Raw genomic sequence first — 23,622 nt, 5'->3', positions numbered from 1 at the left:
GGTCACGCCGCCGCGCCCGCCCCTAGGCTCGACGGCGTGACCGCCTCCGTCCCCGCCCCCCAGTCCCGGCCCCGCGACGTCGTCGGCATCGTCGGCCTCGTCCTCGCGATCGTCCTCGTCCTCGCGCAGATCGGGCGGACCGCGCTCACCACGGCCATCCCGGTCCTCGCGTTCCAGGGCGGCTTCGACACCACGCAGATCGGGGCGCTCTTCGCCGCCCTCGGGGTCACGATGCTCGTGCTCGCGACGGCGACCGCGATCGTCGGCGTCATCGGCGTCGCGCGGAAGGACCGCGCCCGGCTGCTCTCGGCCGTCACGCTCGGCGTCGGCGCGAGCGTCGCGATCGTCGAGCTGGGCGCGCTCGTCGTCCCGCCCCTGGTCGGCCTCTCCCTCCAGTACTGACGAGGCCCGCCGGAGCGGATCCCTCCGCCCGGCCTCGCAGGATCCGCACGGCGCCGCGTCCGTTCCTCGCGCTCCGCTGCGCCGCGACGGCCCTGCCGGCTCCCCGGCGATGCGCCAGGATGGGGGGCATGACGACACGCGTGGACGGCCTCTTCGTCTACCCGGTGAAGGGCTTGACCCCGCAGCCGCTCCCCCGCGTCGAGCTCACCACAGGCCGCGCCGTCCCCTTCGACCGCACGATCGCCCTCGCCCGCCCCGGCGGCGCCTACCGGCCCGGCATGCGGCACGGCATCTCCAAGCGCGAGTACTTCGTGCTCGTCGCCGAGGCGCGCCTCGCCGGCCTGACCACGCACCTCGACCCCGACAGCGGAGTGCTCACCGTCGACGTCCGCGGCCACCGGGTCCTCTCCGCCGACCTCGGCGCGGAGGACGGCCGGGCCGCACTGCGCTCCTTCGCCGCCCGCGTGCTCGACCTGCCGCCCGGCGTCGAGCCCGTGATCGCCCAGGACGCGGGGCGCCGCTACACCGACACGGCCCACAACTCCGATGTCGAGATGGAGTACGTCTCGCTGATCAACCTGGCGAGTGTCCGCGACCTCGCCGAGCGCACCGGCCGGAGCGTCGATCCGCTTCGGTTCCGCGGGAACATCCATCTCGAGGGGCTGCCGGCGTGGAGCGAGCTCGAGCTGCTCGGGTGCGAGCTCAGCGCGGGCGGGCTGCGGCTGCGGATCACGAAGGCCACCGAGCGGTGCGCCGCGACCGAGGTCGAGCCGGGCACCGGTCGGCGCGACCTGCCCGTCCCGCGCCTGCTGCACGAGACCTACGGCCACGAGCTCCTCGGCGTCTACGCGGAGGTCCTCGACGGCGGCACGCTCGGCGTGGGCGACGAGCTGGTGCTCCGTGGCTGAGCTGCGGCTCGTGGTGGCCGAGCGCGAGGCGCTCACCCCGGCCGTCACCCGCTTCGTGCTTCGGAGCGAGGACGGCGCCCCGCTGCCCGGCTACTCCGCCGGCGCGCACCTCACGCTCACGACCCCCTCCGGCGAGCGCCGCAGCTACAGCCTCGTCGAGCCGGGATCCGCGGAGCCGTCGCACTACGCGATCGCGGTGCGCCGCGAGCCCGGGGGTCGGGGCGGATCGCGGAGCCTCCACGACGACGTCCGCGTCGGCGACGTCCTCTCCTCCGCGCCGCCCGCGAACACCTTCGTCCTCCGGCCCGCCGCCCGCTACCTCCTGATCGCCGGCGGGATCGGGGTCACCCCGATCCGCGCCATGGCCGCCGAGCTCCGGGCGCAGGGCTCGGCCGTGCAGGTCGTCTACCTCAGCCGCACCCCCGGGGACACGGCGTGGCTCGACGAGTTCTCCGCCGACGGCTCCCTCGTGCACCACAGTGCGATCCACGGCCGGCTCGACCTCTGGCCGCTCGTCGCCGAGCCCGACGACGACGCCCGGATCTACTGCTGCGGTCCGTCCGCGCTGATCGACGAGGTCCTCGCCCTCACGATGCACTGGCGCCCGAGCCGGATCCACGTCGAGGACTTCGCGGGCGTAGACGCCGTCGGCGACCGGGCCGTCCCCTTCGCCGCCGTCTGGGAGCCGACCGGTGCCGTCGTGGAGGTCCCGGCCGACCGCTCGCTCCTCACCGCGCTCCGCTCCTCCGGGATCGACGTCGACTCCTCCTGCGAGTCGGGCACGTGCGGCACCTGCCGCCTGCGCCTCGTCGGCGGGAGGGCGGAGCAGCGCGACCTGGTGCTGACCCCCGAGGAACAGGACCGCTGGATCATGCCGTGCGTCTCGCGCTCCGCCGGCGGCGAGCTGGTCGTCGCCCCGGAGTGACGGAGCGACGGGGCCGGTCCCACGCACGCCGGCCGACACGCGTCGGACGTCGTGTGACGCCGCGTGACGGGCGCCCGGCGCCCGGTCCCCCGCATGCCTAGGCTCCCGGACGGGGACCACGACCGTCACGACCGAAGGACTTCCGATGACCAGCACCTCCGTCCGCACCCAGCTCGACGAGTTCACCGTCGGCTTCGACGAGACGGTCGGACCCGAGCTCGCCGCCGTCTTCTCCGGCGAGCGCGACGACCTCGTCGCCGCCGGCGCCCCGAGCGGAGCCGTCACCGCCGGCGACGCGCTCCCCGCCGCCTCCGTCGTGACCGTCGACGGCGACACCGTCGCCCTCGCGGACGTCCTCGGCGCGGGCCCGGCCGTCCTCGTCTTCTACCGCGGAGCCTGGTGCCCGTACTGCAACATCACGCTCAAGCACTACAACGAGACCCTCGCCCCCGAGCTCGCGTCGCGCGGAGTCGCCCTCGTCGCGATCAGCCCGCAGACCCCCGACGGGTCGCGCGCGGCGGTCGCGAACGGCGACCTGGGCTTCACCGTCGTCTCCGACCCCGGCAACACGCTCGCGAGCGCTCTCGGCATCGTCACCGCCCCCAGCGGCGACGCGCAGGAGGCGCACACCGCGCTCGGCTTCGCCGTGAAGGACAGCAACGCCGACGACACCCCGGCCGTCCCGTACCCGACCGTCCTGGTCGTCGACGCCGACCGGATCGTCCGCACGGCGGACGTGCACGTCGACTACACGACGCGCACGGAGACCGAGGAGATCCTCGCCGCCGTCGACGCGCTCTGACACCTCCGCTCGCACCCTGAGCACGCGCGGCGGTCGAGCGCACCCCCTCGCCCGCCGCGCCGCCGCTCCCTAGGCTCGACCCGTGACAGCGGAGACGGACGTGCTCGTGGTCGGCGGCGGTCCGGTCGGGCTCCTGCTCGGCGCGCTCCTGGCGCGGGCCGGAGTGGACGTGCAGGTGTGGGAGCGGCGCTCCTCGGTGCCGCGCGGCTCGCGGGCGATCGGCATCCATCCGCCGTCGCTCGACGCGTTCGCCGCAGTCGGCGCCGATGCTCCCGTGCTGGCCGAGGCCACCCGGGTCCGCGAGGGCGTCGCGCGCAGCCGGGGCCGCACCCTCGGCACGCTCTCGTTCGCGCGCGCCTCCGCGACGCACCCCTACGTCGTCACCCTCGACCAGCACCGCACCGAGGCGATCCTCCGCGAGCGCCTCGAGGCGGCGGCCCCGGACGCGCTGCGCCCCGGCGTCGCGCTGACCGGCCTGCTCCGTCGCGGCTCCACCGTCGAGGCGACCGGCACCGGACCGGGCGGCGAGCCGGTCTCCGTCCGCGCCGCCTTCGTCGTGGGAGCCGACGGCGCCCGCAGCACCGTCCGCGACCTGCTCGGGATCCGCACCACCGGCCGCGACTACCCGGACCGCTACGTGATGGGCGACTTCGCCGACCCCGAGCCCGGCGGTCTCACCGGCACCGCGCTGGTCGACGTCGGCCCGGCCGGAGTGGTGGAGTCCTTCCCCCTGCCGGGCGGTCGGCGCCGGTACGTCGCCCTGAGCGGCCCCGACCGCTCCCTCGGCGCCCCCGCCTGGCGGCCCGAGGAGGCCCCCGACCAGGAGGCCGCGCGCGCCCTGGCCGCCGCTGTCCGCGACCGGACGGGCGCCGACGCCGACCCGGAGACCTGCACGATGCTCAGCGGCTTCCAGGTGCGGCGCCGCGAGGCCGAGCGGATGGGCGTCGGCCGCGTCGTGCTCATCGGCGACGCCGCGCACGAGATCAGTCCGATCGGCGGGCAGGGCATGAACCTCGGCTGGCTCGACGCCGCCGAGCTCGCCCCGCTCCTGGCCGGTGCCGTGCGCCGCGGCGAGGCCGGCCCCTGGCCCGGCTTCGCCCGGCGGCGCACCACCGCGGCCCGGCGCGCGGCGCGGCAGGCGGAGGCGAACATGGCCCTCGGACGCCCGCTCGGCTCGCTCGCGCACCGCGGCCGCGAGGCGTTCCTCCGCACCGCCCTCGCCCTGCCGACCTCGGACCTGCTCGCCCGCGTCTACGCGATGCGCTGGTCCTGAGGGCGGCCGGTCAACCGACCAGCCGCGCGCCCGCCAGCCCGAGCTCGACCACCAGCACGAGCGAGGCCGCGATCACCAGCCGGAACAGGGTGCGCGTCGGCGGGCCGGTCAGCACCAGGCGGATGCCCGCCGCGGCGAGCACGACCACCGCGAGGGTCCCGATCACCGCGAGCACCACGCCCGTCCCGCGCACCGGCTGGTCGCCGACGAGCTGTCCGACGAGCACGAGCAGCGCGGCGACCACCAGCGACCCGAAGGCGACGACTCCGGAGAGCCGCAGGCCGAGGCGGTGGGGGAAGCCGCGGACCCCGGTGGCCTCGTCGTCGACCAGGTCGGGGAGCACGTTCGTGCAGTGGATCGCGACGCCGAACACGGCGCCGGTCGCGATCGCCCACCAGGCGGGGACCCGGCCGTCGCCCGCCGCCACCGCCACCACCGGCAGCAGCCCGAAGGCGACCACGAAGGGAACGACGGACCAGACCGTGCGCTTGAGCCCCGCGTCGTAGGCCCAGCCCGCGGCGACCAGCACCAGGTGCGCGACCGCGGCGACCGGTCCGAGCAGCAGCGAGAGCACCACGGCGGCCGCCGCCGTCCCCAGTGCGGCGGCGCGGACGGCGCCCACGCCGATCAGCCCCTGCGCGACCGGCTTGTCGGTGCGCCCCACCGCGCGGTCGCGATCGGCGTCGATCCAGTCGTTCGCGAGCCCGATCGAGAGCTGCCCGAGCAGCACGGCGAGCGCCACCAGCACGACCTGCCCGAGCGGATGCCCGGACGCCGCCGCGATCACGGTCGCCAGCACGGTGACCGTCACGGTCGGCCCGGGGTGCGACGAGGCCAGCAGGAGTCGCACCCGGGACGTCATCCCGCCAGCCTACGGTCGCGGCGGCACAGCGGGGCGCCGGTCGCGATCCCCGCCCGGCGCGCGATCCAGCGTGGTCCGAGCGCGGCGCCCGCATCCGCCCGCGGCGGGAATGGCCCGGGATGGGGCAGGGTTGCACCACCCGGCATCCCGACTCAGGAAGAAGGCCTCGTGGACCTCGTGCACTGGCTGTTCGACGCGCAGATCGTCATCGGCGAGCAGACCGTCCTCTGGCGGGAGGTCATCGGCAACGTCTTCGGGCTCCTCAGCGCCCTCGGCGGGATGCGGCGGAAGGTCTGGGCCTGGCCCGTCGGCCTCATCGGCAACGTGCTGCTGTTCACGGTCTTCATGGGCGCCCTGTTCGGCACTCCGAACCCCGTCAACCTGCTCGGCCAGGCCGGGCGGCAGGTGATGTTCATCCTGGTCAGCGTCTACGGCTGGTACCGGTGGACCCACCGCCCCGACGACTCGACCACCCTGATCGCGCCGCGCTGGGCGTCGTGGCGCACCCGCGGCCTGCTGGTGCTCGGGATGGTCGGCGGCACCGCGGTGCTGACGCCCGTGTTCCGCGCGCTCGGCTCCTACGAGCCGGTCTGGAGCGACGCGTGGATCTTCGTCGGCTCCGTCCTCGCCACCTACGGCATGGCGAAGGGCTGGACCGAGTTCTGGCTCATCTGGGTGGCCGTCGACCTGGTCGGCGTGCCGCTGCTGTTCTCGGCCGGCTACTACGCGTCGGGGCTGATGTACGTCTTCTACGGCGCGTTCACCCTGGTCGGGTTCTTCGTCTGGATGCGGCAGGGCACCCGTCCGTCTGCCGCTCCGATCACGGTCGGCTAGCTCTAGCAGCCTGCCGCCGCCGGCGGAAGTGGCCGTGCGGGAGGCGCTGTCGGTGGTCCACTGGGAGCGGAGGCGCCCGCCTCCCCCACCCGGAACGGACGCCATGCTCTCCCTCGTCTACTCCAGCCGCACCTCCGCCGGCTTCACGGACGCCGACCTCGCCGCGCTGCTCGCCCAGTGCCGCGCGAACAACGAGCGCCTCGGCCTGACCGGCATGCTCCTGCACCGCGACGGCCGATTCCTCCAGGTGCTCGAGGGGCCGGACGCGGTCCTGCGTGAGCGGATGGCCGTCATCGCCGCCGACGAGCGCCACGCGCAGCTGCGCACCCTCCTCGAGGAGCCGATCCGGGAGCGGCTGTTCCCGGAGTGGTCGATGGCGTTCGAGTCCGCCGCCGACGCCGACGCCGCCGGGCTCCGCACCTCCTTCGACGACCTCGACGACGCCGAGGCCGAGAGCGCGACGCTCCCGGCCCTGCGCGAGCTCATCCGCTTCTTCCGCGAGCGGAGCTAGACGGAGCTAGGCGGAGCTGGGCGGAGCGATACGGGACGCCGGGATCGCGGCCGGTCCGCCGCCGGAACCCGACGCCCGTCAGTCCTCCGCCGAGGGAGGAGCGAGCCGGTCGAGCCGCGCCAGGAGCGGGGCGAAGCCGTCGCCGAGCAGGGCGCTCAGCGGCTCGCCGAACCAGAACCGCCAGACGGCGTCGAGCTCCTCGCCGGTGATCCGTCCTCGGCGCAGGAGGATGCTCGCGATCGGGGCCGCCTCAGACGCGTACTCGTCGCGGGGAGCGCCGTCCTCGCGACCCGGCTCGAGTCCGTACGGATCGACCCCGTCGAGCTCCCGCAGGACGGCCGCCACCATCGCGTCACGGCGTTCCGCGGTCGCGCCGTCCTGATTCGTCGGTGCTCGGCGCTCCATCGCGAGAAGGTACCGAGCCCACTCCTCGTCGTCCATTCGTCGTCTCCGATCTCTCCGGATGCCGCGCCTTCTCGAGGCCTTTCTCTTCCTTCGGCGCCGGCTTGTCGAGGCACGGGGGAACCGCCTCTCCGACGGCTTGTCATCCCCCCGCGAGAAAGGCGCGGACGCCTTCCCGCGTCAGCCCCGAGGCGACGGCGAGCCGGTGCTCTCCGGCCCCGAGTCGGGCGGCTCCGCGGAGGGCCGCGGCCCTTTCTCCGCCCTCGCCGGAAGTCCCGCTCCGGAATGCCGCGAATTCCGCGGACACCTTATCGAGAGCGTCGGCGACATCGCCGGACACGCTCTCCGGCGGCTCGCCGAGATCGATGCGCCAGCCTCTCCCGGACTTCTCGTCGCTGTCGTTCACACGCAGGAAAGTACCCCGGACCGCAGGGTGGCGCCTGTGATCGCCCGACGCCGTCGCGCCCCAGGGATCCGTCGTCGACGTCCGAGCGCACACGCCTCCCGGTCCGGAGAGGACGGCCTTCGAGGACTGTCCCGCGGACCTCGTCGCCGTGCTCCGCTCCGATGCGGCCTTCGCGTCGGCCGAGGTCTTCGACGGCTGACCCGACCGCGGCGACCACCCGCTGCGACGACCGCGGGGCGGAGGCGCGGACCGCGTCGTTCCGGCGCGCCCGCACCAGCGGTGCCGGAACGTCCGGCCGATCCGGGAGCGGCACCCGTCCGAGCCGTCGAGGTTCCGTCGGTGTGCAGGCCCCCGCGCCGAGGGACGTAAAGTGTGCTCACACGCGCCCGCGGACGGGCGAGCCGCCCGTGAGGGCGCCCCGGTCCTGCGTCGGAGGCGCCGATCACAGAGAGCCGCGGTGCCCGATGCCGGAAGACAAGCCCGCGTCGCGGGCGCCGAGCATCTACGACGTCGCCCGCGCGGCCGGCGTCTCGCACCAGACCGTCTCCCGCGTCCTGAACGACCACCCGAGCCTCCGCGCCGAGACGAAGAAGCGCGTGCTCGAGGTCATGGCCGAGCTCGACTACCGCCCCAACCTCGCCGCACGGGCACTGGTCACCAGCCGCACCCGCACCGTCGGCGTGCTGTCCTCGCAGAGCCTGCAGTACGGTCCGGCCTCCAGCATCCAGGCCATCGAGGTGGCGGCGCGCGACGCGGGCTACCTCGTGGTCACGGCCAACGTCGACGGCACCGACGGCGCGTCGATCCAGGCCGGGATCCGGCATCTGCTCAACCAGGCGGTCGAGGGCCTCGTGGTCGTCGCCCCGCAGATCCGCGTCTTCGACATCCTCTCCGGAGTCGCGCTGCGCATCCCGCACGTGACGCTGCAGACGAGCGAGGACGACCGCGACGACGCGCTCTACGTCGACCAGATGGCCGGCGCCCGCATCGCCACCGGGCACCTGATCGACCTCGGGCACACCGAGATCGTGCACCTCGCCGGCCCGCAGGACTGGATCGAGGCCGAGGCGCGGATGCGCGGCTACCTCGCCGAGCTCGACCACCGCTCGATCCCGCTGCGCCCGCCGCTGCTCGGCGACTGGAGCGCCGAGCGCGGCCACCGCGTGGGCCTCGAGCTCTCGCGCTTCCTCGACTTCACCGCGGTGTTCGCGGGGAACGACCAGATGGCACTCGGACTGATGAGCGCGTTCCACGAGCGCGGGGTCCGCGTGCCGGAGGACGTCAGCGTCATCGGCTTCGACGACATCCCCGAGGCGGCGTTCTACTGGCCGCCGCTGACCAGCGTCCGCCAGGACTTCGTGGAGCTCGGACGCCGGTGCGTGGCCGCGCTGCTCAGCCTGATCGAGGGCGACCGGCCGGAGAAGGCGGCGCCGATCGCTCCGCAGCTGGTCGTCCGCGGATCCACGGCCGTCCCCCGGAGCGCGAGCGTCACCGCCTCGCGCTGACCGGCGGCCGCGACGCCCTCGCGCCGCGACCGCCCGGGATCACTCGCCGTGAGCAGCGATCGACACGTCGTTCCAGCGCTTCCAGGTCTCGAGGCGCGACTCGTAGTCCGCCGTCGCGATGCCCAGCGGCGCGCGCCCGAGGAAGATCCGCAGCGGCGGCTCGTCCGCGTCCACGACCGCGAGGATCCCGAGGCGCGAGGCCCTCGGGTCGCCCGGCTGAGCGGCGGAGGGGCGTCGGCTCGCGGCTTCGCGGACCTCGTCGTACGCGGCGATCGGCTCGCTGCGCGACGCGGAGGGACCGGACCAGTCGGTCGAGTACCCGCCGGGCTCGACGAGGGTCACGTGGATCCCGAAGCCGGCGACCTCGGCGGCCAGCGACTGGGTGAAGCCCTCGAGCGCCCACTTCGACGCGTGGTACGCGCCGATCGAGGGGAACGCGCTGATGCCGCCGATGCTCGACACCTGGACGATGTGGCCCGAGCCCTGCTCGCGGAGGATCGGCAGCGCGGCCTGGGTGACCCAGAGGGCGCCGAAGACGTTGGTCTCGAGCTGCGCGCGGAACTCCTCCTCGGTGAGCTCCTCGATCATGCCGAAGTGCCCGTAGCCGGCGTTGTTGATCACGACGTCCAGTCGGCCGAACCGGTCGGCCGCGGCCTGCACGGCGGCGAAGCCGGCCTCGCGGTCGGTCACGTCGAGGGTCAGCGGGAGGAACGTGTCCGGGTACTCCTCGACGAGGGCGTCGAGGGTCTCGATCCGGCGGGCGGTCCCGGCGACCGAGTCGCCGCGCTCGAGCGCCGCCTCGGCCCACTCGCGGCCGAAGCCCTTCGAGGCGCCGGTGATGAACCAGGTCTTCGTCATGGTGTGCGTCCTTTCGACAGTGCTGGACGCAACGCCGACGGCTCCGGCTCCCTTCCGGGGCCGGGGACCCTTGACAGCACCGCTCCGAGAGCGGACGACGCGCCGCGGGTGTCCCGTTACCGAGTCGAGACGTGCGCGTTGACACGAACGGCGCCGTCGGGTCTAGCATGACGCAATGTGATCGCTCACATGGCATCACATCTCCGCCCCGATCCCGAGGGCGGCCCTGCATCCACTGCATTCAATGACGAAGGAATCACAGTGACCACAATGAAGCGCGCTCTCATCGCCGGCATCGCCGGCGGAGCGATGATCCTCTCCCTCGCCGCCTGCTCCTCCGGAACCGGTGGCGGCTCGGGCTCGGGATCCGGCGACGGCGGCCTCGTCGGCGTCGCGATGCCGACCAAGTCGTCCGAGCGCTGGATCGCTGACGGCAACAACGTCAAGTCGCAGCTCGAGGAGGCCGGCTACCAGGTCGACCTTCAGTACGCCGAGGACGACATCCCCACCCAGGTCTCGCAGCTCGAGAACATGATCACCAAGGGCGCCAAGGCCCTGATCGTCGCCTCGATCGACGGCACCACCCTCACGAGCGTGCTCGAGGAGGCCAAGGCCAACGACATCCCCGTCATCGCCTACGACCGCCTCATCCGCGACTCCGAGAACGTGGACTACTACGCCACGTTCGACAACTACAAGGTGGGCGTCCAGCAGGCCACCTCGCTCCTCGCGGGCCTCGGTCTCACCGACCTCACCGGCGCGAAGGCCGCCGACGCCCCCGCCGGCCCGTTCAACGTCGAGCTGTTCGCCGGCAGCCCCGACGACAACAACGCCACGTTCTTCTTCAACGGCGCGATGGACACCCTCCAGCCGTACATCGACGACAAGACGCTCGTCGTGAAGTCCGGCGAGACCGACTTCAACACCGTCGCCACGCTCCGCTGGGACGGCGAGGTCGCCCAGAGCCGCATGGAGGACATCCTCACCAAGACGTACTCCGACGGCTCCAAGGTCCAGGGCGTCCTCTCGCCCTACGACGGCCTCAGCCGCGGCATCATCTCGGCTCTGACCGACGCCGGCTACACCGTCGGCTCCGACTTCCCGATCATCACCGGTCAGGACGCCGAGCTCGACTCCGTCAAGGCGATCATCGCCGGCGAGCAGTACGCGACCATCTACAAGGACACCCGCGAGCTCGCCAAGGAGGCCGTGAAGATGGCCCAGGCCGTGCTCGAGGGCACCGAGCCCGAGGTCAACGACACCGACACCTACGACAACGGCAAGAAGGTCGTCCCGTCCTTCCTGCTCGAGCCGGTCATCGTCACCAAGGACCAGATCCAGTCCGTCCTCGTCGACGGCGGCTACTACACCGACGCGGAAGTGAACGGCTAGTCCTCTCTCCTCACCCGAGAAGGAACACCCCGGGAGGGCGCCCACCGGGCGCCCTCCCCCACTACGAAGGAAGGGAGGCGGCGTGACCTCGAACATCCTCGAGATGCGCGGCATCACCAAGACGTTCCCGGGCGTGAAGGCGCTCCAGGACGTCACGCTCAACGCACAGCGCGGCGAAGTCCACGCGATCTGCGGGGAGAACGGCGCCGGCAAGTCGACGCTGATGAAGGTCCTGTCGGGCGTCTACCCGCACGGGACCTACGAGGGCGACATCGTCTTCGAGGACGAGGTGATGCAGTTCGCCAGCATCCGCGACTCGGAGGCGAAGGGCATCGTCATCATCCACCAGGAGCTGGCCCTCAGCCCCTACCTCTCCATCGCGGAGAACATCTTCCTCGGCAACGAGGTGCGCGGCTTCGGCGGCCTGATCGACTGGAACAAGACCAACCAGGAGGCGGCGGCGCTGCTGGCCCGCGTGGGTCTGCGCGAGAACCCGACCACCAAGATCATGGAGATCGGAGTCGGCAAGCAGCAGCTCGTCGAGATCGCGAAGGCGCTCTCCAAGCGGGTCAAGCTGCTCATCCTCGACGAGCCCACCGCGGCCCTGAACGACGAGGACTCGGACCACCTGCTCGACCTGATCCTGCACCTCAAGGAGCAGGGCATCACGTCGATCATCATCAGCCACAAGCTGAACGAGATCAAGAAGATCGCGGACACCGTCACGGTCATCCGCGACGGCAAGACCATCGAGACGATCGCTCACGACGACGTCACCGAGGACCGCATCATCAAGGACATGGTCGGCCGCGACCTCGACCACCGCTACCCGGACCACACGCCGCACATCGGCGAGGAGATCCTGCGCGTGGTCGACTGGACGGCCCACCACCCCCAGGACCCGACCCGCGTCATGGTGGACAAGGTCAACCTGACGGTGCACCGCGGCGAGATCGTCGGCATCGCCGGGCTCATGGGCGCCGGGCGCACCGAGTTCGCGATGAGCCTCTTCGGCCGCTCCTACGGCAGCCGCATCTCCGGCCAGGTCTTCAAGGCCGGCAAGGAGATCAAGATCCGCAACGTCTCGGAGGCGATCGCCCACGGGCTCGCCTACGCGACCGAGGACCGCAAGCACTACGGCCTCAACCTCATCGACGACATCAAGCGGAACATCTCGCTCGCGTCGCTCGACAAGGTCGCCCGCGGCGGACTCGTCGACGACAACCGCGAGTTCGAGGTCGCCAACGAGTACCGCGGCAGCATGAACATCAAGTCGCCGACCGTGCTCGCCAAGACCGGGAAGCTCTCCGGCGGCAACCAGCAGAAGGTCGTCCTGTCGAAGTGGATCTACTCCGACCCGGACGTCCTCATCCTCGACGAGCCCACCCGCGGCATCGACGTGGGTGCGAAGTACGAGATCTACACCATCATCAACCGGCTCGCGGCGCAGGGTAAGGGGATCATCGTCATCTCCTCCGAGCTGCCGGAGCTGCTCGGCATCTGCGACCGCGTCTACGCGCTGTCGGAGGGCCGGATCACGGGCGAGCTGCCCATCGCCGAGGCGACGCCCGAGGCGGTCCTCACCCTCATGACCCAGGAGAAGCAACGATGACCGATCTGCAGAACGAACCGTCCACCGCGGCCGGTGCGCAGGTGAAGCCCACCGAGAACGCCTTCACGAAGCGCCTCAGCCACGTGCTGGGCGACCTCGGCAAGAACGGCATCTTCATCGCCCTCATCGTGGTGGTGCTGCTGTTCGAGGTGATGACCGGCGGAATCCTCCTCCGCCCCCAGAACATCTCGAACCTGATCGTCCAGAACGGCTACATCCTGATCCTCGCCATCGGCATGGTGATGGTCATCGTGGCCGGGCACATCGACCTCTCGGTCGGCTCGGTCGCGGCGTTCGTCGGAGCGATCTCCGGCGTCTTCGCGGTCAACATGGGTCTCCCGTGGTGGCTGTCGATCGTCCTCTCCCTCCTCATCGGCGCCCTGGTCGGAGCGTGGCAGGGCTTCTGGATCGCGTACGTCGGGATCCCGGCGTTCATCGTGACCCTGGCGGGCATGCTGATCTTCCGCGGCCTGGCGCTCGTCGTCCTCGGCAACGCGAACATCGGCTCCTTCCCGACCGAGTACCGCGCGCTGGGCAACGGCTTCCTCACCGACCTGTTCGGCGAGACCGACCTCGACCCGCTGTCGCTCGTCATCGGCGCGCTCGCGATCGTCGCCTTCGCCGTGCAGTCCGTGCGCACCCGCCGTGGCCGCCAGAAGTACGCGCAGAGCGTCGAGCCGGGCGCCTGGTTCGTCACCAAGCTCGTCCTCGTCTCCGTCGTGATCGCGGCCTTCTCCTTCGCGCTGGCCACCTTCAAGGGCATCCCGGTCACCCTGATCGTGCTCGCCGTGCTCGTCCTGATCTACGGCGTGGTCATGAACCGCTCCGTCTTCGGCCGTCACGTCTACGCGATCGGCGGCAACCTGCACGCCGCGGAGCTGTCCGGCATCAAGACCCGCAACGTCACCTTCTGGCTGTTCGTCAACATGGGCGTCCTCGCGGCGCTGGCCGGCCTCGTCTTCACCGCGCGACTCAACCTCGCCGGCCCGAAGGCGGGAGACGGCTTCGAGCTCGAGGCCATCTCGGCCGCCTTCATCGGCGGCGCGGCGGTCCAGGGCGGCGTCGGCACCATCGGCGGCGCGATCATCGGTGGCCTCATCATCGGCGTCCTGAACAACGGCATGTCGATCATGGGCATCGGCATCGAGTGGCAGCAGGCGGTCAAGGGCCTCGTGCTCCTGCTCGCGGTCGCCTTCGACGTCTACAACAAGCGCCGCTCGGGCGGACGCTAGGCCCTGCGGTCGTGCCCGACTGGTCGCGGTTCCTGCCGCTGAGCACCGGGCCCTCGGTCGACGAGACGGGCGTCAGCAACGACTGGCGCCCCCTCGTCGCCGAGAGGCTCGACCGCCTCGCCGTCCTGGCCGCCTCGCCCTCCACCACGGAGGGCGAGGCGGCCAGTGCCGTCTCCCGGGACGCCCTGCTCGGAGAGCTCGTCGTGCGGCTCTCGAGCAGCACCGGCCAGCGCCTCGCGACGCGGATGGGCGCCCGAGAGGCCTCCTCCCCTCCTCCTCCCGCCGAGATCGCCCCGGCCCTGGCCGCTCTCGCCTCCGCTCGCCGCGCCGGCGCGGGTCCGCGCTCGGTCGCCGAGCTGGTCGAGGTCGTCCGGGTCGAGCTCGCCCTCTCCCCCGAGCCGCTCGCGCTCTCCTCCCGCATCACCGGCGGGGTGGCCCTGGACCGCCTGCAGCGCGCGCCGCTCGCGATCCGCGCCGCCGTCCGCGGTCGCACCCTCGCTCCGACCGACGCGGAGTGGGAGCTCGGCTCCGGCCCCGCCCTGCGCGTGCCGGCCGACGCGATCCTCCGCTTCCTGCTCGGCCTCGGCCCCTTCCCCGCCGAGCCGACCGCCTAGGCGGCGCCGCCACCTGCCCCCGGGCGGAGGCGGTGCCGCGCCGGTCGTAGCATCGGAGGATGACGCGCTCACTGCCGAGAAGCACCCCGTCCGCCCGCTCCGTCGACGCCGAGGGAGTGCTGGCCTTCGTCGAAGGGGTCGAGGCCGCTCCCGGCGTCGAGCTGCACGGCCTGATGGTCGTGCAGGGCGGCGACGTGGTCGCCGAGGGCTGGTGGGCGCCGTACTCGGCCGAGCGGCCGCACCTCTTCTACTCGCTGAGCAAGAGCTTCACCGCGACCGCCGTCGGCCTCGCGGTCGCCGAGGGCCTGGTCGACCTGGACGCCACCGTCCTCTCGTACTTCCCCGAGCTCGACGACGAGATCACCGACCCGCGCTCGCGTGCGGTCCGCGTCCGCCACGTCCTCGCGATGGCGAGCGGCCACTCCGCCGAGACGATCGACCGCGCCGAGGAGACGGATCCGGTCGACCTGGTACGCGGCTTCCTCCTCCTCCCGCCGGAGCAGGAGCCGGGCAGCGTCTTCGCCTACAACCAGCCCTGCACCTTCGCCGCCGCCGCGATCGTGCAGCGCGTGAGCGGGCAGTCGCTGACCGACTACCTGCGCCCGCGCCTGCTCGATCCGCTCGGCATCGGCGAGGTCGCCTGGCATCGCGACGACTCGGGGCGCGAGCTCGGCTACAGCGGGCTGCACGCCACCACCGAGGCGGCAGCTGCGCTCGGACTGCTGTACCTGCAGGAGGGGCGCTGGGGCGACCGGCGGATCCTCTCGCCGGAGTGGGTCGCCGAGGCGTCCCGCGCGCACGTCCCGACCCACGAGGACGGCGGACCGGACTGGCAGCAGGGCTACGGCTTCCAGTTCTGGCGGTCGCTGCACGGCTACCGCGCGGACGGCGCGTACGGGCAGTTCAGCCTGATCGTGCCCGAGCACGAGCTCGTGATCGCGCTGACCGGCCAGACCTCGGACACGCAGACGCTGCTCGCGCTCGCCTGGGAGCACCTGCTCCCCGCCGTCGGCCACGGGTCCACGGCGGAGGCCGACGCCCGGCTGGCCGACCGGCTGTCGGAGCTCGCCCTGCCCGCGCTCGAGGGCGCCTCCCCCGCGACCGGGAGCTACACGCCGGTCGGATCGTGGCCCGACGCCGTCGAGGTGACGGCCGACGAGGGCGGCTGGACGCTCGCGCTGACCGAGGGCGACGAGCGCTTCACGGTGACGCCCGGCGCGGGAGCCTGGACCGTCGACGGGCCGTTCGCGGCGAGCGCCGGACCCTCGGGCGACAGCGTGCTGGTCGACGTCGTGTTCCTCGAGACCCCGCACCGCCTGCACGTCGAGCTCGCTCCCGACCGCACCGCCCGCGTCCGCTGGGAGACGGAGCCGCTGCACGACGGCCCGCTCGCCGGGCTGCGCGCCCCGCGCTGACGGCAGGACCCGCTCCGCTCATCCGTCGCGAGCGGCCCGTCCGCCCCTCGGCGACGGGCCGTTCGCGACGGATCGAGAGGGGTCGCGCTCGGCCGTGCGGACCGCGCATCGGGCGGTGCTCACCGGGGGTCGACGAGTCGAGGAGCGGAGTGGGCACGAGGGTCCTTCCTGGGTGGCGGCGCTCTGGCACAATCGTCGGAGCGCTGCTCCGGAACATTGCGGAGCGCTGCTCCGGAACGTGGTGGAGCTGCGCTCGGAGACATTACGGAGCGCAGCTCCGAAAAGCAAGGAGAACCGATGAGCGACCGTGTGCCCCGCACGCCCGGCCGACCGCGGACGAGTCGCGACGCACTGCTCGCCGCCGCGGCGACGGTGTTCGTGGCCTCCGGCGTGGACGCGCCGGTCCGCGAGATCGCGGCGGAGGCCGGCGTCGGCGTGGGGACGATCTACCGGCACTTCCCGACCCGCTCGGAGCTCGTGGTCGCCGTCTACCGCCACCAGGTCGAGGCCTGCGCGGAGGCGGGCCCACTGCTGCTCGCCGACAGCGCGACCCCGGAGGCAGCCCTCCGGGCCTGGGTCGCCCACTTCGTCGACCTCCTGGTGACCAAGCACGGCCTCGCCGGTGCGCTCCAGGGCGACAGCGCCGGATCCGACGCGCTGCACGCCTACTTCGTGGAGCGGCTCGTCCCCGTCTGCGGCGACCTGCTCGAGGCGGCACGACCCGCCCGGATCCCGGCGTCGAGCCTCAGCGGCTACATGCTCCTCAAGGGCATCGGCAACCTCTGCATCGGCGCCGCCCACGATCCGGACTACGACGCCGACACCCTCGTGCAGGCCCTCGTCACCGGAGCGCTGCAGGCGGATCAGCCCTGATCGCCTCCACGGTCCGCTCGACCGCGTCCTCGACCGCCGCCCGGCGGCTCGCGTCGTCCTCGCGCTCGGACTCGTGGACGAAGACGGCCCCGCCGCGCCGGGCTCCGCAGTAGTCGATGATCCCGTGCTGGATCTGCGTCAGCAGCGCCTGCTCGTAGCCGTGCCGCTCGTAGGTCCCGGCGGAGTCCCCCGCGACGAGCACGAGGTGGACGGTCAGGGCGCCGAGCCTGCGCTGCGTGCCGTGGACGGGGTCGATGTCGAAGGCCCAGCCGGCGAGGAAGACGCGGTCGATCCAGCCCTTCAGCAGCGCGGGCATCGACCACCAGTAGACGGGGAAGACGAGCACGAGGTGGTCGACGCCGTCGAGCCGGCGCTGCTCGCGGAGGACGTCGTCGGGAACCGGGCCGACACCGCGGTAGCGGTCCCGGTCGGCCGCGCCGAACCGCGGGTCGAAGCCCTCGGCGTCGAGGTCGGCCGTCTCCACTCCGTCGGGGCCGAGCTCCTCCCGCAGCCGCCGGGCGAGGGCGGCGGTGAGGGAGTCGCGGTCGGGGTGCGCGGTGACGAGGAGGGTGCTCACCGCTCCAGTGAACCGCACCCGCCCTGCGGCACCCCTGGCAGGATGACCCGGTGACTCCGCACCGCTCCCCCAGCCGCCCCGACGTCGTCTCCGTCGAGCTCGTCGGTGGACCGGAGCCGCTCGAGCTCGCCCTGCACGAGCACGACCCCGAGTGGTCCGCCCTGTTCGAGGAGCACCGGCGGCGCATCCTCGGGGCCGTCCCGGGCGTGCGTGTCGAGCACATCGGCTCGACCTCCGTCCCGGGCCTGCCCGCGAAGCCGATCGTCGACGTGCTGGTCGTCGTGCCCGACGTCACGGCGGAGGAGGACCACGTCGCGCCGCTGCTCGAGGCCGGCTACGTCCTGCGCACCCGCGAGCCCGGGCACCGGCTCGTCCGCACGCCCGGACGGGACGCCCACGTCCACATCTACGAGGAGGGTCATCCCGCGATCGACGCGTACCTCCTCCTGCGCGACCGGCTGCGCACCGACCCGTCCGACCGCGAGCTCTACCGCAGCACGAAGGCGTCTCTCCTCCTCCGGCGCTGGGAGGACGGGAACGACTACGCCGAGGCGAAGTCCGCCGTGATCGCGGCCATCCTCGAGCGCGCGAGATCCTCGCAGCCCTGAGATCGATATCCGGAAGAACTGAGCGGGCTCGATAGCGCTCGCCAGGCGGTCGGCGGCTAGGCCGCACCGCACGTTCGATCGCCTCGAGCCCTCCGGCTCGGGGGCGATCGCGGTTCGGGCGTCGGAGCTTCCGAATGTCCATATGTGAAAACCTAGGGGTATTAGGATCAACGCGTGCCCCGTCGCTCCCTCACCCGCTCCGCCGTCATCGATCGCGCCGCCGCGATCGCCGACGCCGATGGTCTCGCCGCCGTGACCCTGGCCGCCGTCGCCCGCTCGCTCGAGGTGCAGACGCCGAGCCTCTACACGCACGTCCGCGATCTCGCCGCACTCCGCGACGGCGTCACGGTCCTGGCCCTCGACGAGCTGTCCGACCGCATCGCCGTCGCGATCGCCGGACGCTCCGCCCGGGAGGCGCTGGACGGCTTCGCCGACGCCCACCGCTCCTTCGCGCGCGAGCGGCCGGGCCTGTGGGAGTCGCTGCAGCGCACTGCGGGGCCGGACGCGGTCGCCGCCCCGGCCGCCCGCCGCGTCGTGCAGCTCACAGATGCGGTCCTCCTCGGCTACGCGATCCCCGCCGAGGACCGGGTGCACGCCGTCCGAGTGACGGGCGCCGCTCTGAACGGCTTCCTCACCCTCGAACGGCTCGGGAGCTTCGCGCACAGCAGCCCGACCCCCGCGCAGTCGTGGAGCGAGCTCCTCGCCTGCCTGCACTTTCTTTTCAGCCACTGGACCCGCCGGAAGGACATCCCCGCATGATCAGCACACCCCTCACCGAACGGCTCGTCCACGGCGCGATCGAGCTGGAGGAGGTGCCCCGCGGAGTCCGGCCGCACCGCCTCCCCCGCGCGGTCCGCGAGCGCGATGCGGATGCGCAGCTCCTGCTGATGGAGGCGCAGCCCTCGGGTGTCCGGATCTCCTTCGTCACCGAGGCGCGACGGATCGAGCTCGACGTGCACGCGACACGGGTCGCCTATCGGGGGCTGCCCCGGCCGCGCGGCGCAGTCGACGCGGTCGTCGACGGCGAGATGACCGCCTCCCACGCGCTCACCGGAGGCGACGCGATCGAATTCGACCTCGCGACCGGTGACCGGGCCCTCCTCCCCGGACCTCTCGACACGGTCGGGCTCGACCTCCCGGCCGGGCCGTCTCGCGTGGAGCTGCTCCTCCCGCACAACGAGGCGGTGGACCTCGTGGCCCTGCGGTCCGACGCACCGCTCGAACCCGCGCCGCTCTCCGGCCCCGTCTGGCTGCACCACGGCAGTTCGATCGGCCAGGGCTCGAACGCGGCGCGCCCCTCGGGCATCTGGCCGGCCGTGGCCGCCCGGGCGAGCGGCGCCCGCCTGGTGAACCTCGGCTTCGGCGGGAGCGCACTCGTCGACCCCTTCACCGCTCGCGTGATGCGGGACACTCCTGCCGACCTGATCAGTGTCGCGCTCGGCATCAACCTCGTGAACCTCGACGGCATGCGCCGCCGCACCTTCGTGCCGGCGGTGCACGGCTTCCTCGACACGATCCGCGAGGGCCATCCCGCGACGCCGCTGCTCCTCGTCACTCCGCTCTTCTGCGGGATCCACGAGGACACGCCGGGGCCGGGCGACGTCGATCCCGCGTCCTTCACGACCGGGGCGCCGCGCTTCGTCGCGACCGGCGACCCGGGCGACACCGCGAACGGACGGCTGACCCTGCGGATCGTCCGCGAGGCGCTGGCCGAGGTCGTCGCCGCGCGCTCCGACGACCCGGACCTGCGACTGCTCGACGGGCTCGCGCTCTACGGGCCGGACGACGCCCAGCGGCTCCCGCTCCCGGACGGCCTGCACCCGGATCCGGAAGCGCACGAGCTCATCGGCCGCCGGTTCGCGGAGCTCGCCTTCGGCCCGGGCGGGGCGTTCGCGCCGGAGCGCTGAGCGGCCAAGACGGAGCCCGGGCGGCCGTCCGACGCCCGGCCGTCGGTCGATCAGGATGTTGACGTCATCAGACCCTCGTGGAAGCGTGATGTTTGCGTGAACATGCGCGAAGTCCCCGGTGCAAAGGAGCACAGCATGACGTCTCGACCACGAACGGCCGCCGCGGCGGTGGCCGCGCTGCTCGTCGCAGCACTCCTGGGGACAGGAGCGCAGTCGGCCTCGGCCGCCGTGGCCACGGATCCCGACGACGGAGTGCCGCGCACCTCGACGCCCGTGACCTACACCGACTACCCGGCGGTCCAGGACCCGGGCAGCACCGCGGCCGGCTACTTCCAGCCCTTCTGGTACGACACCGACGGCCGCCACATCCAGGCGCACGGCAGCCAGATCGTCACCGTCGAGGAGGGCGGTCAGCAGGTCCAGTACTGGTACGGCGAGGACCGCACGAAGGGCTACTGGAACAGCCCCGGAGTCGCGGTCTACCGCTCCACCGACGGCCACAACTGGGAGAACAAGGGCACCGCGCTCCGCAGCGTCTCGGCTCCGGCCGACCTCGAGGCCCCCTACTTCGACGCGCTCTACGACACCGTCGACGACTCCGGAGCCCCTCGCGCCGACCGCATCGCGGAGCTCGACTACCACCTCGACACGACGCAGGCCTCGCCGAACACCGCCATCTTCGAGCGCCCCAAGGTCCTCTTCAACGAGAAGACCGGCAAGTGGGTCATGTGGTGGCACTCCGACGGCCGGACCACGCCGGGCGGCAGCACCTACGCGCGCTCGATGGCGGGAGTCGCCGTCTCGGACAGCCCGACCGGGCCCTTCACGCTCCAGGGCGTCTACCGCCTCTACAACCGCACGGACTACAAGGCCTGCACCACCTCCGCCGTTCCCGGGCAGGCGCGGGACATGACCGTCTTCCAGGATGAGGACGGCACCGCGTACATCTCCTACTCCTCCGAGGAGAACTACTCGCTCTACGTGGCGAAGCTGGACGCCGACTACACCAACGTCGAGCGGACCACCACGACCGACACCCTCGACGCGAACCAGTACTCGGCCGACGGGACGTACCCCTACGTCTTCGCCGACGGTGCGGCCGGAGCACCGGTGCGCGGCACCGACTTCCAGATCGTGAAGGAGTGCGGACACCTCGAGGCGCCCGCGATCTTCGCCAACGGCGGCAAGTACTACACGATCGCCTCCGGGGCGACCGGCTGGGCGCCGAACCCGCAGACCTACTACACCGCCGACTCGATCCTCGGCGCGTGGACCCGCGGAGTCGAGAAGGGCGACGCCGACGAGAACGTCGCCTACAACGCGATCCCGGAGGGCGGCGACGGCCTGCTCTCGATCGGCGACTCCCGCAAGACCACCTTCGGCTCGCAGTCGACGAACGTCCTCACCCTCGCTCCCGGGAAGTACGTCTACATGGGCGACCGGTGGAACGAGGGCAAGTCGGACTCGACCTACGTCTGGCTCCCGATGACGGTCGGTGAGAACGGCCGCCTCGAGATGCGGAACCCCGCTCAAGAGGACCCGGCGCGCTGGGGATCCGGCTGGAACCTCTCCTACTGGGACGACAAGGGGGTCGGCGACGGCGTCTGGTCGGTCGTGGACGCCCGTCTGCCGAAGCAGGTCCGCCGCGGCGCCGACATCGCCGCCGCGCTCCCCTCGACGGTCTCGGTCGCGAGCAACGGCTCGACCCGCGACGTCGCCGTGACCTGGGCCGCCCCCGGCCCCGCCGAGCTCGGCACGGTGCAGGTGACGGGCACGCTCGCCGCCGACGCCGGGTTCTCCTCCGGCCGCCGCTTCACCCGCACGATCGAGGTGGCGGAGCCGGGCATCGCGAACCTCGCTCCCGGAGCGTCCGTCGCGGTCTCGAGCCGCACGGACCTCGCCGGCAAGCTCATCGACGGCGACGTCAAGGGCAAGGGCTGGGACGACTGGTCCTCGGCCGGCTACCCGCGCGACAGCCGCCTCTCCTTCTCCTGGGGCGCGGCGCAGAACCTCGACTCGGTGACGGTCAGCACCTACAAGGACGGTGCGACCGCCACCTGGCCCTCGAGGATCGAGGTCGAGTACCAGGTGAACGGCGCATGGACGACCTCCTCGGTCGCCACCACCCTCAGCCAGGCCGCGACCGGATCCGCCCCGACGGCGATCCTCGACCTGTCCTCCCTGCCCGACACCACGGGCCTCCGCCTGCACCTCACCAGCGCGGCGAACACGTGGCAGTCGGTCTCGGAGGTGCAGATCTGGGGCACCGCGCCGCCGACGAACGTCTGCCGCGTCCCCGGAGCCGCGGTCTCGGCGTCGTTCAGCCAGACGAAGTACGCGACCCTCCCCGCGAAGAACGCCTGCGACGGCAACGTGAGCACCCCCTGGTCGACCTGGACCGACGGCACCTTCGCCGGCAGCGCCGAGTTCACGCTGACGAACACCGAGGCGCACCGCGTCGCCGGGCTCACCTTCACCAACACCGAGGGCACCCTGGCGTCGGTGAGCGTGGCCTACCGCGCCGAGGACGGCACCTGGAAGCCGACCACCGCGCAGAACGTCGCTCCGGCGGCGAGCGGCACGCTGACCACGATCCCGTTCGCGGCGGTCTCGGCCACCGGCCTGAAGCTGACCTTCTCCACGCCGGGCTCGTTCCTCAAGATCGGCGAGATCGTCGTCCCCGAGGCGGCCGCCCCGGCGCTGACGGTGCCGGTGACCGTGACGTCGCGCTGTGTGGCCGGGAAGGCGGTGCTGACTGTCCTCGCCAAGAACGGCGGCACCGCTCCGATCGACGTCGCGATGGCCTCGGCCTACGGCTCGAAGACGGTCACCGCGGTGGCCGGGGGCGCGAGCGGATCGGCCGCGTTCACCACCCGCCTGGCGAGCATGCCGGGCGGCCAGGTGACGGTGACCGCCACGGCGGGCTCCGAGACCCTCGCGCAGACGGTGGCCTACCCGGGCCGCGTCTGCTGAGCGCACGGCGGCCGGTCGACCGGCCGTGACGGAGGAGGGGGTGCCCGCGGGCGCTCCCTCCTCTGCGTGTGCGGCACATCATCCGAGGCGCAGGGCGAGTGCGGGCTCGAGGCGCGCGGCTCAGGGCTCCAGATGCCGAAGGACGTGCCGGGCCTGGGCGGGAGCGCCGTCACGTCGATCTCCGCGGGCGGGAAGGAACGGCCGCTCCCCCGCAGGCGCTCCCCGAGAAGGAGATCGGTCGCCTGATCGATCCGGCTCAGCGCCGCCTCGTCGAGGAGGTGGGCGCACGAGCATGGCCGAGCCCGCTGGCGCGCTCCGCGGCACTCCACCCGGAAGCGGGGGTGCAGAGCACTTCACGCTCCTGGTAGTAATCACAGGCGGGCGCATCGCAGAGCCCGCAGAACTGGACCGTCCGTGACCCGCACCACCCGCGCTCTCGCCGCGTTCGTCCCGACGACGACCCTCGTGCTCTCCGTGGTGTTCGCCTCCGCCGCACTCGCGCCCGAGGCGATGACCGCCCCGGAAGCGGTGTCGACGCCGACCGCCGCCTCGCCCGCGGAGGATGCGGCGGCGACTGCGGACCCCTCCGCTCCCGGTGCGGGATCCGGCGCCTCCGACCGCCGCTCCTCGAGCCCCTCCTCCGCAAACCCCGTCGACCCCGCGCAGCCGACGACCGGCTCCTCCCCCGCGGACCGGCCCGCCACAGACCCGCCCGCCGCGGACCGTCCCGC

Annotated in this window: 23 protein-coding genes and 1 pseudogene; 19 read left to right on the top strand and 5 right to left on the bottom strand. The window is 72.7% G+C overall.

Going from position 1 to position 23,622, the window contains the following annotated elements; translation table 11 throughout:
- The first annotated feature begins 36 nt into the window (after positions 1 to 36).
- The 5 genes from C5C44_RS16215 to C5C44_RS16195 all read left to right on the top strand — a co-directional run bounded on the left by C5C44_RS16215 (position 37) and on the right by C5C44_RS16195 (position 4,310).
- Complete coding sequence (locus tag C5C44_RS16215) at positions 37 to 402, top strand: hypothetical protein (protein WP_104296217.1); 366 nt, start codon at positions 37 to 39, stop codon at positions 400 to 402.
- Positions 403 to 530: 128 nt separating this feature from the next.
- The gene (locus C5C44_RS16210) at positions 531 to 1,310 is read left to right on the top strand and encodes an MOSC domain-containing protein (protein ID WP_181132894.1); all 780 of its coding nucleotides are present in this window, start codon (positions 531 to 533) and stop codon (positions 1,308 to 1,310) included.
- On the top strand, positions 1,303 to 2,235 hold the full coding sequence (locus C5C44_RS16205) for a PDR/VanB family oxidoreductase (RefSeq protein ID WP_104336207.1): 933 nt from the start codon (positions 1,303 to 1,305) through the stop codon (positions 2,233 to 2,235). Before C5C44_RS16210 ends, C5C44_RS16205 begins: the two co-directional genes overlap by 8 nt.
- A gap of 145 nt (positions 2,236 to 2,380) precedes the next feature.
- Positions 2,381 to 3,037 carry a peroxiredoxin-like family protein gene (locus C5C44_RS16200; protein ID WP_104247729.1) on the top strand — a complete coding sequence of 219 codons (657 nt, stop codon included), beginning with the start codon at positions 2,381 to 2,383 and terminating at the stop codon, positions 3,035 to 3,037.
- 82 nt (positions 3,038 to 3,119) lie between these two features.
- Positions 3,120 to 4,310 (top strand): NAD(P)/FAD-dependent oxidoreductase, encoded by a 1,191-nt coding sequence (locus C5C44_RS16195; RefSeq protein WP_104308573.1) that lies wholly within the window; start codon positions 3,120 to 3,122, stop codon positions 4,308 to 4,310.
- Positions 4,311 to 4,320: 10 nt separating this feature from the next.
- Here the strand turns inward: C5C44_RS16195 and C5C44_RS16190 are convergent, their stop codons facing one another.
- Positions 4,321 to 5,172: a UbiA family prenyltransferase gene (locus tag C5C44_RS16190; protein ID WP_104308574.1), complete on the bottom strand. Its 852-nt coding sequence runs from the start codon at positions 5,170 to 5,172 to the stop codon at positions 4,321 to 4,323.
- A 168-nt stretch (positions 5,173 to 5,340) separates the two neighbouring features.
- On the opposite strand from C5C44_RS16190, the gene pnuC reads away from it, so the two are divergent.
- Together pnuC and C5C44_RS16180 are read left to right on the top strand one after the other, a co-directional pair.
- Positions 5,341 to 6,006: a nicotinamide riboside transporter PnuC gene (gene pnuC, locus C5C44_RS16185; protein ID WP_104336206.1), complete on the top strand. Its 666-nt coding sequence runs from the start codon at positions 5,341 to 5,343 to the stop codon at positions 6,004 to 6,006.
- 103 nt (positions 6,007 to 6,109) lie between these two features.
- Complete coding sequence (locus C5C44_RS16180) at positions 6,110 to 6,517, top strand: BLUF domain-containing protein (RefSeq protein WP_104336205.1); 408 nt, start codon at positions 6,110 to 6,112, stop codon at positions 6,515 to 6,517.
- A 78-nt stretch (positions 6,518 to 6,595) separates the two neighbouring features.
- On the opposite strand, the gene C5C44_RS16175 is transcribed toward C5C44_RS16180, so the two are convergent.
- Both C5C44_RS16175 and C5C44_RS16170 read right to left on the bottom strand, forming a co-directional pair.
- Complete coding sequence (locus C5C44_RS16175) at positions 6,596 to 6,922, bottom strand: hypothetical protein (protein ID WP_146078497.1); 327 nt, start codon at positions 6,920 to 6,922, stop codon at positions 6,596 to 6,598.
- 139 nt (positions 6,923 to 7,061) lie between these two features.
- The gene (locus C5C44_RS16170) at positions 7,062 to 7,325 is read right to left on the bottom strand and encodes a hypothetical protein (protein WP_104292706.1); all 264 of its coding nucleotides are present in this window, start codon (positions 7,323 to 7,325) and stop codon (positions 7,062 to 7,064) included.
- A gap of 464 nt (positions 7,326 to 7,789) precedes the next feature.
- On the opposite strand from C5C44_RS16170, the gene C5C44_RS16165 reads away from it, so the two are divergent.
- On the top strand, positions 7,790 to 8,830 hold the full coding sequence (locus C5C44_RS16165; protein WP_104234510.1) for a LacI family DNA-binding transcriptional regulator: 1,041 nt from the start codon (positions 7,790 to 7,792) through the stop codon (positions 8,828 to 8,830).
- A gap of 39 nt (positions 8,831 to 8,869) precedes the next feature.
- On the opposite strand, the gene C5C44_RS16160 is transcribed toward C5C44_RS16165, so the two are convergent.
- Positions 8,870 to 9,688: an SDR family oxidoreductase gene (locus C5C44_RS16160; protein WP_104336203.1), complete on the bottom strand. Its 819-nt coding sequence runs from the start codon at positions 9,686 to 9,688 to the stop codon at positions 8,870 to 8,872.
- 270 nt (positions 9,689 to 9,958) lie between these two features.
- Between C5C44_RS16160 and chvE the strand changes: the two genes are divergently transcribed.
- The 6 genes from chvE (at position 9,959) to C5C44_RS16130 (ending at position 16,826) form a co-directional block, all read left to right on the top strand.
- Positions 9,959 to 11,080 (top strand): multiple monosaccharide ABC transporter substrate-binding protein, encoded by a 1,122-nt coding sequence (chvE, locus tag C5C44_RS16155; RefSeq protein WP_104224984.1) that lies wholly within the window; start codon positions 9,959 to 9,961, stop codon positions 11,078 to 11,080.
- A gap of 82 nt (positions 11,081 to 11,162) precedes the next feature.
- The gene (gene mmsA / locus C5C44_RS16150) at positions 11,163 to 12,692 is read left to right on the top strand and encodes a multiple monosaccharide ABC transporter ATP-binding protein (RefSeq protein WP_104247724.1); all 1,530 of its coding nucleotides are present in this window, start codon (positions 11,163 to 11,165) and stop codon (positions 12,690 to 12,692) included.
- On the top strand, positions 12,689 to 13,924 hold the full coding sequence (gene mmsB, locus C5C44_RS16145; RefSeq protein WP_104224982.1) for a multiple monosaccharide ABC transporter permease: 1,236 nt from the start codon (positions 12,689 to 12,691) through the stop codon (positions 13,922 to 13,924). The genes mmsA and mmsB overlap by 4 nt, the downstream gene beginning before the upstream one ends.
- Positions 13,925 to 13,935: 11 nt before the next feature.
- Entirely contained in the window at positions 13,936 to 14,538 is a 603-nt protein-coding gene (locus C5C44_RS16140; RefSeq protein WP_104224981.1) for a hypothetical protein, read from the top strand.
- Between the two features lie 59 nt (positions 14,539 to 14,597).
- On the top strand, positions 14,598 to 15,953 hold the full coding sequence (locus C5C44_RS16135) for a serine hydrolase (protein ID WP_104336202.1): 1,356 nt from the start codon (positions 14,598 to 14,600) through the stop codon (positions 15,951 to 15,953).
- 297 nt (positions 15,954 to 16,250) lie between these two features.
- Positions 16,251 to 16,826 (top strand): TetR/AcrR family transcriptional regulator, encoded by a 576-nt coding sequence (locus tag C5C44_RS16130; RefSeq protein ID WP_104336201.1) that lies wholly within the window; start codon positions 16,251 to 16,253, stop codon positions 16,824 to 16,826.
- On the opposite strand, the gene C5C44_RS16125 is transcribed toward C5C44_RS16130, so the two are convergent.
- Positions 16,795 to 17,403: an NAD(P)H-dependent oxidoreductase gene (locus tag C5C44_RS16125; protein ID WP_104324799.1), complete on the bottom strand. Its 609-nt coding sequence runs from the start codon at positions 17,401 to 17,403 to the stop codon at positions 16,795 to 16,797. The two genes, C5C44_RS16130 and C5C44_RS16125, sit on opposite strands and share 32 nt — an antisense overlap.
- Before the next feature lie 50 nt (positions 17,404 to 17,453).
- Between C5C44_RS16125 and C5C44_RS16120 the strand changes: the two genes are divergently transcribed.
- The 5 genes and pseudogenes from C5C44_RS16120 to C5C44_RS16095 form a co-directional block, all read left to right on the top strand.
- Positions 17,454 to 18,011: a GrpB family protein gene (locus C5C44_RS16120; protein ID WP_104324800.1), complete on the top strand. Its 558-nt coding sequence runs from the start codon at positions 17,454 to 17,456 to the stop codon at positions 18,009 to 18,011.
- 174 nt (positions 18,012 to 18,185) lie between these two features.
- On the top strand, positions 18,186 to 18,770 hold the full coding sequence (locus tag C5C44_RS16115; protein WP_104224976.1) for a TetR-like C-terminal domain-containing protein: 585 nt from the start codon (positions 18,186 to 18,188) through the stop codon (positions 18,768 to 18,770).
- On the top strand, positions 18,767 to 19,918 hold the full coding sequence (locus C5C44_RS16110) for a GDSL-type esterase/lipase family protein (protein ID WP_104336200.1): 1,152 nt from the start codon (positions 18,767 to 18,769) through the stop codon (positions 19,916 to 19,918). Before C5C44_RS16115 ends, C5C44_RS16110 begins: the two co-directional genes overlap by 4 nt.
- A 135-nt stretch (positions 19,919 to 20,053) precedes the next feature.
- Positions 20,054 to 22,891 carry a discoidin domain-containing protein gene (locus C5C44_RS16105; RefSeq protein ID WP_104336199.1) on the top strand — a complete coding sequence of 946 codons (2,838 nt, stop codon included), beginning with the start codon at positions 20,054 to 20,056 and terminating at the stop codon, positions 22,889 to 22,891.
- Between the two features lie 414 nt (positions 22,892 to 23,305).
- Positions 23,306 to 23,622: pseudogene (locus tag C5C44_RS16095) on the top strand (hypothetical protein); the annotation flags it as partial.

Source organism: Rathayibacter sp. AY1F6, assembly GCF_002932035.1.
In the GTDB taxonomy this organism is placed as follows: Bacteria; Actinomycetota; Actinomycetes; order Actinomycetales; family Microbacteriaceae; genus Rathayibacter.
Note: the sequence above shows the minus strand (reverse complement) of the source record. Positions and strands in the feature narration are given on the sequence as shown.